The organism is Pseudoalteromonas rhizosphaerae (assembly GCF_902498845.1).
GTDB lineage: Bacteria > Pseudomonadota > Gammaproteobacteria > Enterobacterales > Alteromonadaceae > Pseudoalteromonas > Pseudoalteromonas rhizosphaerae.
In genome coordinates this window covers 323,530-335,102 of record NZ_CABVLM010000004.1, presented here as the reverse complement: position 1 = coordinate 335,102, position 11,573 = coordinate 323,530, and the positions used below count along the sequence as shown (strand labels likewise).

Genomic DNA, 11,573 nt, shown 5'->3' with positions numbered 1-11,573 from the left:
TTAAGGGGTAAGCTTTCGGCTGGAAAGGGGTTTACATATGTCTTTCAAGTTCTTTTTTTAAGTTTTTATTTAAAAGTTTTGTATCAAATTCGAAGATCAAACTTACCAAATCTGTGTCAAAATTCATCTTAAAGGATTTTATATAAAGAGTATAGAGTACCTCTTCCTTTTGCTGGTACAACTCCTCAAGCAAATATTTGAAACTGTTTAATGCTTCATTTGTAATATTTTCATCTCTATCAAGATTTGAAATTTTTTCAACTATAACTTCTCCCATTAAAGGGAGTAAAATTTTCTCAAGGCTATCTGAATTTCTAATGAGCCCTACAACATCTAAGGGTTCATCAATTTTCTTATGATGTTTGTATAGTTGTAAGCAAGTTTTCACATCAAATTTTATATCTATTGTTTTTCTAACAAGGCTTTCAAGCGTTAACGGTTTTATATCGGCAAACGCTTCAACTTTTTCTGTAAGACCGGGGTTATCTCCTACTGCTTCTAATAATTTTCCGCAAACATCTAACTTAAAGCTAAATAAGTTGTTATCCAGAAATTTATCTCTTGTTATTTGTACTTGTTTTACAAATAAATCTAGCCCGTTCTGATTTATAACTAACTTATTTGATTCGTGGATTAAAGAATTTGCTTTTTTCATCGATTTAAGGTTTGAAGCTAATAGCCCAATCGTTATTAAAGTCAGTACAGGGGTTAAAACGTTATTAAAATAAATAGCTGTATTCATCCAGCCATCTAAATTTGTCTGAGCGGGTCTATAATCAAAATAATGACTAAAATGAAAAAATACACCTCCTATCAATAACCCAAGCAGGATTACCAAGCTTATTTCTTTCAAATATTTCACAAGCATTCCATCGTTTTAAAACTCCTTTTTACACCAATCTCAATTACTTAACAACTAAGCAGCGCCACGAACTGCTTTAATAATTGCACCATTACTTTGAATATTAGCCACAACAACACCAACAACCTGGCGGGCTATGTCTTGACCAACCGCTTGTGATGCTTGTTCATTAGCGCCACCTTGTACGGTAATTTGGTTTGTTATATTTAACGTAACTCCACCTGAGCCACCACCATCATTCGCTGCGCCGCCTGCATTGTAACGCCGCGCCATTTGGCTAATCTCAGTATTTTGTTTAGGGCTTAATACGCGCTCACCACGTTGTAATACATAGGTAGACTCATTCGGCACATAATCTAAACCACCGTGCGCAATACCCGCCGGTTGCTGGGCTTTAATTTGGCGCACTTGTTGTAAGCCACTCATTACTGCAGCCGCTGCGGCAACGCCACCCAACACAGGGCCAACAATTGGAATAGGCGCTAACGATGTATATGCAGCCGTTGCACCTTGGTACGTATTAATAACAGCCTGAGCAATAGCAAAGGCTTTGTACGCTTTAAAGGCTGTTTTACTTTGCCCTGCCATGGCTTTAAACGTGGCAGCACCTAAACCAACAATCGCGCTCGACTTTTCGGCTTCGGTTTGTTTTTCAAAGTTAGCAAAGGCTAAAACATTACTTTGCAGCGCTCCGGTATGGCGGGTTTTAATTTGCATTAACCGCTCTTGGTGCGCGGCTTCATTTGCTTCACGCTGGCTGTAATAACCATTTGCTGAGTTAAGCTCTGTTTGGCGTTCTAAATCACGTAGCTGATTATCAGTGTTATATTTTAGTTCGCCTACATCATCATTCGCCGCTAAGCCTATTTGCGCTCGGCGCTTGGCATCAACACGGGCTTGTTGGCGGGCTTGCTCTACACTCAGTTCGTTGTTGTAAGCGGCCAGTGCTTCACGCCCAGCAAAGCCTTTAATAGTGGCTATACGGTTTTCTAAGTCTGCCTGTAAATCGTTTTTACGTTTTTCTTCGGCTTGGTTTTGTATACGTGTTTTTTCAGTTTCACGTTTTTGTGCAATGGTTTTTAGGTCTTCGCCATATTTAACATCAAGCTGTTTTAAAATAGCGTCGTATTTAACTTTATTAGCAGCATCGTTTTCACGTGCAACGATCACCATTTGCTTACGTTTTTCGTAGCTATCTTTTAAGCGGGCTTCTTCGCCCATTAAGCTGACTTCTAAACGCTTTATGTTATCGGGAAGGGCAGTACTTGCTACAACTGGCTTAGGCTTTTCAGTTTCTTTAATTGCAAGCACTTGTTGCAGTGCCACAATTTCATTCTTTAAATCAGTAACGCGTTTTTCAGCGGCCTCTACGTCAGAAAACTTACCTTTTAAGAATGGATTGTTAAAACGATCCCGTGCTTCATCAGCAAGTTGAATCGCATTTTTTATACGCCCTTGAGCCATTAATAGTAAGCCTTGCGCTTGGCTACCGGTTAAATTGGCATAAGGGTTTAAGTCTTTACTCGCCTCCTTTAATTTATTAACTGAGTCGGTAGCGTCATCGCCTTGGCTTGCAAAGTAAGCAAGGCCAAGCCCTGCGGTAACGAACAAACCAACAGGGCCACCTAGTAACCCCATTACAGTGCTAAGGCCCCTGCTGCTAAGGTTGCTCTACGAGCAATAGGCACATAAGCGTTGGTTGTAGCGTTTACCGCTCCTTGTGTTGCAGCTACTTGCATATTACTTGCAGCCAACTTATTAATTGCAGCAGCTCTAGTGCCATCAGTATGCGCCATTGCTAGCTGTCTTTTTGCAGCAGCCTGATCAATTAATGCCCTTTGGTGCTCTGCAATAGCAGTCGCTTTAGATTGTTTGGCCAAGGCTGCATCAGCAATTAACGCACGGTTCTTAGCGGCAATATTTGCAATGTAGCCCTTTGTGCTGGCAGCTATTCCAGCAACTAAATGCCCAGCTAAAACGGCAGCTAATCCGCTGGTTGCCATCACTAAACCATTTACAACCTCTTCGTTCTCCCTCAAATAGGCCATGCTGTCGGTAATTGAGTCAACCACACTTGTAACAGCAAAGTTTACTGGCTCTTCATATTTGCGTATTAAACGTTGGTACTCATTCCCCATTTCCGCAAAGCTGGCGTTTATTTTACCCTCGGTGGCCTCGGCCGCACCGGCATAATCGTTAAGCGCTTTGATCAGATAGTTTTTAAACATCTGGCTGGTTACTTGGCCATCGTTCACCATTTGCCTAAAACCGCCGGCGGCTTTACCCGCTGCTTTATCAAGTTTTTGTAAAAGCCCTGGCATGGGTTCTGTTACTTGGTTTAACTCTTCCGCGCGTAAAACGCCGGCAGTCATCCCTTGCGTCATACCAAACAAACTCTGCCCAAGCTGCACATTACTGGCACCTGTTTTAGCAGCGGCGTTAGCCATGCCCTCTAAAATGGCTTTACCTTGGGTTTGGGTAACAACACCCACTTCTTGTAGCGTTAAAATTTTACTGTAAGAGTCGGCAAGGGTGGTGTAACCGGTGTTTAATCGGTCTGATGTGGCAAATAAATACTCTTGTACTTTAGCGTAGTTTTCAGCTGAACCAGTTAAACCTTTTAAGCGGGTATCGAGCAATTGTGCAGCGCCCGTATCGCGCACAAACATAGTAGCGGTGCCAATACCCACCAAGGTAGTGAGCGTTGCACCAATTTGCCCGTAGGCGCTATTCATTAACCTCAGCTGGCGGGTCATTGCGCCTTGCTGTTGCATAATGCGAGCTTGGCTGGCACCTAATTGCTGGTTAGCTACCATTTGCCGCTGTACTGCTTGTTGAATACGGTTTAATTCATTTACGTTTTGGCGCGCACCGGTGGTCACTGCTTTACCGTCATAACTTAAGCGTAACGCCAAATTCAAGTTGTTGCTCATCGGGTCGCCTTATTAAACCAATTATTGTGCGCTCTAGGGTTTGCAGTTTTGCAAAATCATCGGGGTTGAGGGTTATGTCTGCATAGCGCCAGGCTATATCAGCCCTGGCATAATCAAGGGCAATTTCTATCCCTTGGTTATCCCGTTGCCATTGGCTGCTGGCGGTGGTGAGTGCCACTACCGCCGTATGGTTCTGGGGCAATACAAACAATGTTTCCTCATCGTGTGGCGCAATCTGTTTAGGTGCGCCAAAATGGGCTTCGTCGTCGTTAAGTGTTTTACTGTCTGCTGCTAGGTCGCCCAAAAACCACCTAGCAACATCGGCTAGTTTTTTTCAGTGATACGGTACTGGGCGTTAATGCACTCAACACTTAATCGGGCCGCTAAGCCACTGTACGCCAGCATTTCTTCAAGTGTGCTTATATCAAAGGGTACGTCTTTACCGTCATCAAAAAAGTCATCCCAACCCACTAATAATGCACGCACAATCTTGTTGTCATTAGCACCTTGATTTTCAGTAAGTGTTTTAAGCTCGCTTTCAGGTACTAGCTTAATTTTTGCAGTAAATTTAAAAATAACCCCACCAAACTCAAAATTGAGTGGGGCACTAATTAAGGCACTTTTTAACCCATTTAATAATTTTAATTTCATTGTTTGTTTTCCTAATTTAGCAGTCGTAATTCGTTATTTCTGGGTGACTAACTTACTCAAACACTATCGTCAGTTCGTCATAGCCCGCGCCGCTTGGCACTAGCTTGCCGTCAAACTCATAACCAGTTAATTCAGATTCCAGGCTGGTGTATTTAGGCCAAGGCATTTGGTAGCGGCCAATAATGGTTACTTTTTTACCTGCGGCGGTGCCGTGGGTAAATTCAAACATTTGCACTTTGCCCACATCAGCAAACGGGTTAAAGGTGGCCAGTTCTTCAGCTGTTAGCGTAAAGTTAGCGCTGCTTTCGTGACCGGTTATCATTATTTCTTCATGATTAATGGCACGGTCAAACACCACGTTATTACCTAAGTCGACAGTAAGCTTGTGCAGCGTGCGTTTAACGTCGTTAAGCTTAAAGTCACTGCTATTACTTACGCCAAGTACTTCGGGGCGCACCCAACGATCCCAATCAACAGCAGGGGCGGCAGTACTTGCAACCGGCGCACTAAACAAGCCTTTAAACTGCCAATTCAGCATCGGTTTGCCTTTTTCAAGCGCAAAGCTCACATTACCTTTCATTTCGCTAATGTTGTGGGTGTTTTTACCAAAGCGTACTTTGCAGGTAACCGCTACAGCCGCGCCTTTGGTAAAGGTAACGCTTGAGGCATCCGCCACTTGCACCATGCCACAGGCTAATAACAGCGGGGCAAAGGCAGGCTCATTACCCACCGTGCCACTCATGGCAAGCGGGGTTTTAAAGTTAAGGCTTATGTGCTCACCGTAAAACGTCTCAAGGCTTGCACCGCTGTAACTGGTTTCTAGCTCGTCTTTTTCGCTTTCGCTTTCAAGGGCCAGTTCAACGTCACTGGCATAAATAGCGTGCAGGCCCGTTAAGGTTGTGCCCAGGGCATCAGCTAAAATGAGTTTGTCTTTAAATCGCCAACTGCTCATGCGTTAGTCTCCACTTTAATTAGCTCACCGTTTTTTAAATTAAAAGCGCCGGCTATTTCATCTCTGTTACCTTTAGCACTTGCCAGTACCTGGTTAACGTTTTGGGCAATCGTCATAGCGCGGGACTTTTTAGGGGTTGTGATCACAACGCCTGTTTCCTCAGCGGGTTTACTTGATTGCGGCTCGGTTTGTTTGCTCATGGCATCACCTTAACAGTTACAGTATGTAGGCCAGTTACACTAAACTGGCACTGATAAATTAGGTTGTTGGTTTTTTTGTTAAGCTCAATGGTACGGCCCTTATCAAGCTTTATTGGGTCCCACCCAGGGTATTGGCATCCCGCAATAGCGGCTTTTACATCACTGCGCAATTGCTTTACTTGTGCATCACTGTGGGCATTACCTGCAGCGCAGGGGATCACAATCATCACAGCAAACACGTCTTTAACCTGGTATTCATCACGGCCGTGTACTTCATTGGTGTTGGTGTTGTCATCAGCCAGTGGTAATACAAACAGCTGAGCGCTGTGTACAGCATGCTCGCGTACATGGTTAAAATCGCTCGCAAATCCCACTGATGCATCAAAAACAGTGTTGTTTAATAAGGCTTCTATGTTGTTTAAATCAAAGTTAAATGCCATTTAAATGCTCTTTAAATTAACCAATCAGTGATGATGTCGTTGATCTCGTTTTCTTGCACAGCAGCTATACCCAGTATTGGCCGTGCAGGTAACGTCACGCTTTTATTGCGGCCAGTTTCACCACCAAAGTGGTGTATGGCTGCGTACTTTTCACCTAAGCCATGCTCAAGCGTATTGCCGTTTACGTTGTGCGTAACAGAGCCTGCAAGGTTACGGTCATCAGTCAGCGTTAAACCGCCACGGTCTTTTGCCGCTTGCGACTGCTCCCACTTGCGGCCTTCGGGGGTTACTTCGCGTAAAAAGCGGGTGGTGACGTCCATGTCTAAAAATGCACCAATGTCGTCCAATACATCAGCTGGGGCAACGCTTGTGTTTGCAATTTGGGCTAAGCGCGGTAGGGCATTCCCGCTTATATGTATAAATACACCCGCCATTAATAGCGTTCCCAATTAAATTGAGAGCCTGCAGGTTTGGTTCGCATCCCAGTTCTTACGCCTGCAGGCGCGTCTTCCTTAATTTGGATCACACCTTTACTAACCTTATCAAGCATCGCCATGGCGTGGCTTTTAAGGGCTTTAAGGTTTTCGTCAGCAATGTTAGGGGCAAGCTCACAGTGCATTAAATCGTTAGCAATGCCTGGCAATACTGATTTATTAATATCATCTGGGTTTAACGCAAATCGTGCTACGTAGCCCGCTATAACAGCATTTACATTTTTTTGTGCTTGCGCATACCAGGCATTAATTTGCTCTTGCAACTCGCTGTACGTCTCACTTAAAAGGGCGGCTTCAACATCATCACGCGTCACGCGAGTGCCTGGCTCATTAAATTTATTCGACGCAAATTGCAACAGCGTATTAATGCCTATTTTGTCTATAACTGCTTGTTCTGTAGTAAACATGCACACCTCAGTTAGTAAAAAAAAGCCCCGAGCAAGTCGATATTGGTTAAACGCGGGGCCTTTACACAGGGAACAACAATGATTAATTAACCGGCTGGCGTCAGCACGTTGGTCAGCAAAATACCGCAGTCTTTCGCTAACACAATTTCTTTAACTGCTTCACCTACCATCACTTCTACACCGCCATTTAAGCCAGCGGCTACATCACGGTTTGACGACACACGCGAGCCATAGCGTGCGGTTAAAGCAAATGTCATACGTTTGTTTTGAAATGACGCCAATGGGTCGTGATACGTAAACGATAAGTTGTCAGCAAAGGCACGTTTAAGCACTAAGTCTTTGCCTTTTTTCGCTGTATTCAAACGAGCTTGGCCAACGTTGATATGGTCAATTTCGAGCTGCTCTTTAATCCAGCTCCAAGGTACTAAGCCCTTGTCGCCACTGGTGCCGTTATACGCTTTAACAATATTAGGGTGGGTACGTAACTTGGTAGACACTGTTTGAGACATAGTCATCGCGTTAGGGCGCATTAATGGCTCGTCTAGCATTTCTAAAAAGAACGGCAAAATATCAAGCGTAGGGTCATCTAAAAACTTAAATCCTTGCGCCGATAAGCTTTCAGACTTACCAAAGTTAGCCGCAGTGTTATACAGCTCAGCAACACGCACTTCACGACCAAGTAAAACTAAGTCGGCAATGCTCTCAGCGGCATGCGTACGCGGGTTGTAGTTTGCTGGTGCATTAGCCTGGTCATCATTTGGAATAACATCAGATAAACCATAATCAACAACAGAGCTTTCTTTTTCCGTTACACCAAACTCAACTTGATTCGGGCTAGACTTACGGCCAATTTTGGTATCTGGCAGCGTAAATTTGTCGCCTTTGTTGTATTCAGTCCATTCAAACGATCGTTTACCAACAGATGAATACGGCGCTAAATTATCAGCAATTAGCTTTTTATTTGTATAAGCAATGGCTATGGCCGTTTGCTCAACGTCAGGGGTAAATGGCATACCATTACTCATGGCAAATCCTCACTTTAAAAATTTAAGTTAACCCAAGCGCATTAAGCACTCGGAATAGTCGCAATTAACTGCGGGGCTAAAAATATGTCGCCAATGGTGCCAGCGTCGCCTTCTTCCATTGCCCAGCCTGCAACGTGTATTTTGGTTTCACCCACGTAGTCGGCTAAATCAAGGGCGATAGCTTTACCTTCAGTGTCAGCAACAATCAAATCACCTGCAGCAATATCACCACCAAATTCAACAGGGGCAGATTGGGTCATTACCACATCAACACGTAAATGGTTGTCAGTGCCTTGCTCTGTAACACCAACAAACACGGCGCTTGCGTCAACAGCCGGTTCAACCTGAAAATCTTCAAGTGCAGACACCGCCACTAATCGGTTGGCAGCAATAACAGCAACCGCGCTAAAGTTTCTAATAAATCCTGGTTGTGCCATGGTTTTAAGCCTTTTTGATGTGATCTAGCGCGGCAGTAATGCTAATTTCAATGCCCTTGCTAGATTGTGATTGTTGAAATTCAAGCGCCTTAGCTGCCAGCGCTTCTGCACTGTCGTCAGTTACTTCGCCGTCTTTATCGTCTTTACTAAACTCGTGGGTTAACCCTGTTTGCTCAGGTAAGCCTTTTAAAAAGCCTTCAAACCACGCAGCGGGTTTAAGCTCTTGGCTTTTACCGTCAGCGGCAGCAAACTCAAAAGTGGTGTCGCCGTCATCCAGCTTGGCCATAAACTCAGCCATGCCATCGGTATTGGTTAAACGTGGGGCCTTACCGCCATTTACTTCGGTGTTAATAAAGGTGCTAGCCGCTGCAACACGTTGCGCGTATTCAAGCTTTGCATTTTTAGCGTTGGCCGCATCAATTTGGTCTTGCAGCGCCTTTCTTTCTTTTTCATCCATTGCATTGTCCTCATGGGTGGGTGGGGTGGCGTTGCTATTTACATCAGTATTAATAGCATCATCACCTTTACTAAATTCGGCACCTTCACCCGCATTGGCTTTAGCACGTTCGTGCTCAGCAATAATGGTTTCTTCTTTTAACCATTCACCTTCGTAATGTGGCACAACTTTGTCAGCCGCTTCACTGCCAAAACGGTCAGTTAAAAAGCTGCGTAAGTTGCTCATAAGGCGGGTAAGGGCGTTTGATGTATGCAGCGATATGTTGTCAATATCACCTGCAGCAAATTCTAAAGTTAAAGTGTCGGCGTCATCACTTTGGTTAAACTGCCAGGCTAGGCCTTCAACAGCAGGGGGCTTGCCGCCCAAATAGCCAATGTGTGCCAGCTTATAGCCGTTATCAGTTTTTTCTAAACGTACAGAGCGGTTAGGGTAGCGCTTGCTTTCAACGGCCTGTGCAAACTCAGCACAAACGTCTTCAGCTTTGGCAAACAACGAGCCACCAACGGCTTTTAATTCACTGGCCCAACCCCACGCAGCGTCATGCATTTTAGGATGGCCAATAACCAACGGCGCGGTTTTAGGTTTAAAGTTGGCTACAACGCTGTTTAAATCAGCGTCGCTAAACGAATGAGTAACGCCTTTAGAGTCGGTTTGTGTGCCTGCTTTAAAAACTTCAAACCAATCAAATTGGGTGTTTTTGTTTGTTTTGTCTGCCATGTTCCAAGTGCCAATAAACTAACTAAGTGGCACCCAGTGTAGGGGGGGAGTGATTATTGAACCGCTGGAAAAGACTTTACAGCGTTAAGAATGGGGTAACCTATATAGGCTAAGCGGGTATTTAAAACACTGCAAGGAATATTTTATGGCTCGCTGCACATCATGTACAAAACCACTCACTCAAAATGAAATAACGTTTCTCGACGGCCAATGCTCAAACTGCGAAATTGACGCCCACGCCCAGGCGTTCTCACTCTGCAAATCGTGCAACAGCCCACTGTACACACCCATTAAACTAAACGGCGAGTTTTACTGCTCAAATAAATGCGCACATAAAAAAGAAGTAAAAAAAACCCGCTAAGTGCGGGTTTTATCTATTACTTTTATAGCTGTACAAGTTAATGTTACTACTACTTTTTATTCTTACCCTGATTGATCACTAATCTAAATTGTTGTGCTGTTTTAAAACCTTGAAACTGATCATGTGCTGCATAAATTGCTAAGGAGATAATAGCTCCCCTCACAGACAAAAATAGCCACTGCGCAAGGGTTGAATCCCCCCCATACAAACTAGAAATGCCATTAAACACAGCATCTAAAATCAATAATAAAATGATAAAAGCAGCATTGCTAATGACTTCATTTTTTAAATCAGTTAGTAAATTTATAGCCTTATCTATCTTTTTTTGAGCAGCCTTTAGCTCACTAACATCTTTTAACACACCCTCAATGTAGTTAAACAACGCCCATGTTAGTGCGCTTGCAGCAGTAACAAAAAAAGGGAAAACGGCCAATACCGTATCAAATAACTTTTTTGCAGCCCCGTTAGTTATGTGTAAAACAGCGAAACATAGAATTAAAGACACCAAAATATATAAACCAATTAATAATGGCTTTTTAACTTTTACCCATATGTTTAATTGTCGCATAAACTTCAGCACCTAAATTTGACTCTTTATAATTTAAGGTATGCACAGAATCAGCTTTTTCACCTAACTCCATTTGAGAGTCATCTGTTTCACTCTCATTTTCAATAGATGGCAGGCTTACTGTATCAATATTCTCGTTACTACTATGCGCCTTTTTTCCGCCCCTTTCACCTTCTGTAACAACACTCCAGCTTCCTTCGCCTTCTGCAATATACTCTAGGTAGTTTGACACTGGTGCTTCGGGTACTTTCAAATCTCCAGAGTCATTTTTCAAAGTAATGTCAATTTCATCTTGCCCAAATATATCTTTTAATGCTTCTACAGCATCCCTTGCTTTTTGGTTTGTATCTAATATGTTTGGAGATATTAACTTAAATTCTAGTCTATATATTTTACTTTTTGAGCCTACAATATTCCAAAACTTAGCTGATTCAGATTTACCTTCAATAAAAATGCGATGATTGTATGTAGCAAGTATTGGATCTGTAAAAGCTGACTGCAATGACCTGGCTATATGTTCAGGATCGCCATATCTCCAATCTTTCCTAACAAATATGTGTTGAGTTTCGATATCGATTACTACAGATAATGGAATCCAATTATCATGCACCACTTCAACGATGTCACCAGGAACCTTCTCGCCAGTTTGTTGTTTCTTAAGTTTTGCTATTTTTCCGCAGAAAAACCGCTCTTTTGGAAAATCATACCCAAAAGACGGAACGAGCCCTTTAAATCCAAGAACGCTATAAAGAGCGCCAGCTGACTTAAATTCTCTATCATTCTTGATCGCTGGTATTATTGCGTGACCTTTAACTGGTGGGATCGCTTTTACATTAAGCGCTTTTTGCGCTTCTTCCACTAGTGAGTAGCGTAAAATGAGATATTCTTTAACCATTCTTGTATTTCCCTATATGTATTATTATTTGTTTTTTTGAATAATACACACAAAGCAGACGGTTTAAAATCCTCTTTGAGCCAAAACACTAAACCATAACTTTAAATCCAAGTTAAACCATGTTTAAACCCTGTTTAAATTTAACTGAGCGTGTTTAAACGGTTTTGAGTTAAG

Annotated in this window: 15 protein-coding genes; all 15 read right to left on the bottom strand. The window is 43.0% G+C overall.

What is annotated here, in order from left to right; genetic code table 11:
- Positions 1 to 31 precede the first annotated feature (31 nt).
- Entirely contained in the window at positions 32 to 862 is an 831-nt protein-coding gene (locus PSR9079_RS08610) for a hypothetical protein (RefSeq protein ID WP_149981149.1), read from the bottom strand.
- Positions 863 to 916: 54 nt separating this feature from the next.
- The gene (locus PSR9079_RS23915) at positions 917 to 2,500 is read right to left on the bottom strand and encodes a hypothetical protein (protein WP_246175516.1); all 1,584 of its coding nucleotides are present in this window, start codon (positions 2,498 to 2,500) and stop codon (positions 917 to 919) included.
- Positions 2,500 to 3,795 carry a tape measure protein gene (locus PSR9079_RS23910; RefSeq protein ID WP_246175515.1) on the bottom strand — a complete coding sequence of 432 codons (1,296 nt, stop codon included), beginning with the start codon at positions 3,793 to 3,795 and terminating at the stop codon, positions 2,500 to 2,502. The genes PSR9079_RS23915 and PSR9079_RS23910 overlap by 1 nt, the downstream gene beginning before the upstream one ends.
- Positions 3,755 to 4,099, bottom strand: a complete 345-nt coding sequence (locus PSR9079_RS08600; protein ID WP_149981148.1) for a hypothetical protein — start codon at positions 4,097 to 4,099, stop codon at positions 3,755 to 3,757. The genes PSR9079_RS23910 and PSR9079_RS08600 overlap by 41 nt, the downstream gene beginning before the upstream one ends.
- A gap of 20 nt (positions 4,100 to 4,119) precedes the next feature.
- The gene (locus tag PSR9079_RS08595) at positions 4,120 to 4,446 is read right to left on the bottom strand and encodes a hypothetical protein (RefSeq protein ID WP_149981147.1); all 327 of its coding nucleotides are present in this window, start codon (positions 4,444 to 4,446) and stop codon (positions 4,120 to 4,122) included.
- A 52-nt stretch (positions 4,447 to 4,498) separates the two neighbouring features.
- Positions 4,499 to 5,398: a hypothetical protein gene (locus PSR9079_RS08590; RefSeq protein ID WP_149981146.1), complete on the bottom strand. Its 900-nt coding sequence runs from the start codon at positions 5,396 to 5,398 to the stop codon at positions 4,499 to 4,501.
- Positions 5,395 to 5,598, bottom strand: coding sequence for a hypothetical protein (locus PSR9079_RS08585; RefSeq protein ID WP_149981145.1), 204 nt, complete (start codon positions 5,596 to 5,598; stop codon positions 5,395 to 5,397). Before PSR9079_RS08585 ends, PSR9079_RS08590 begins: the two co-directional genes overlap by 4 nt.
- A complete protein-coding gene (locus PSR9079_RS08580) occupies positions 5,595 to 6,038 on the bottom strand; it encodes a phage tail terminator protein (protein ID WP_149981144.1) in 444 nt (147 codons plus the stop codon). The genes PSR9079_RS08585 and PSR9079_RS08580 overlap by 4 nt, the downstream gene beginning before the upstream one ends.
- 11 nt (positions 6,039 to 6,049) lie before the next feature.
- Positions 6,050 to 6,472: a phage virion morphogenesis protein gene (locus PSR9079_RS08575; RefSeq protein ID WP_149981143.1), complete on the bottom strand. Its 423-nt coding sequence runs from the start codon at positions 6,470 to 6,472 to the stop codon at positions 6,050 to 6,052.
- Positions 6,472 to 6,939, bottom strand: a complete 468-nt coding sequence (locus PSR9079_RS08570; protein WP_149981142.1) for a DUF1320 family protein — start codon at positions 6,937 to 6,939, stop codon at positions 6,472 to 6,474. The genes PSR9079_RS08575 and PSR9079_RS08570 overlap by 1 nt, the downstream gene beginning before the upstream one ends.
- Before the next feature lie 86 nt (positions 6,940 to 7,025).
- Positions 7,026 to 7,964: a capsid protein gene (locus PSR9079_RS08565; RefSeq protein WP_149981141.1), complete on the bottom strand. Its 939-nt coding sequence runs from the start codon at positions 7,962 to 7,964 to the stop codon at positions 7,026 to 7,028.
- A gap of 41 nt (positions 7,965 to 8,005) precedes the next feature.
- A complete protein-coding gene (locus tag PSR9079_RS08560; RefSeq protein WP_149981140.1) occupies positions 8,006 to 8,401 on the bottom strand; it encodes a DUF2190 family protein in 396 nt (131 codons plus the stop codon).
- Between the two features lie 4 nt (positions 8,402 to 8,405).
- Positions 8,406 to 9,575, bottom strand: a complete 1,170-nt coding sequence (locus PSR9079_RS08555) for a hypothetical protein (RefSeq protein ID WP_149981139.1) — start codon at positions 9,573 to 9,575, stop codon at positions 8,406 to 8,408.
- 410 nt (positions 9,576 to 9,985) lie between these two features.
- Positions 9,986 to 10,516: a hypothetical protein gene (locus PSR9079_RS08550; protein ID WP_149981138.1), complete on the bottom strand. Its 531-nt coding sequence runs from the start codon at positions 10,514 to 10,516 to the stop codon at positions 9,986 to 9,988.
- On the bottom strand, positions 10,473 to 11,399 hold the full coding sequence (locus tag PSR9079_RS08545) for a DUF4747 family protein (protein WP_149981137.1): 927 nt from the start codon (positions 11,397 to 11,399) through the stop codon (positions 10,473 to 10,475). The genes PSR9079_RS08550 and PSR9079_RS08545 overlap by 44 nt, the downstream gene beginning before the upstream one ends.
- Positions 11,400 to 11,573: the final 174 nt, after the last annotated feature.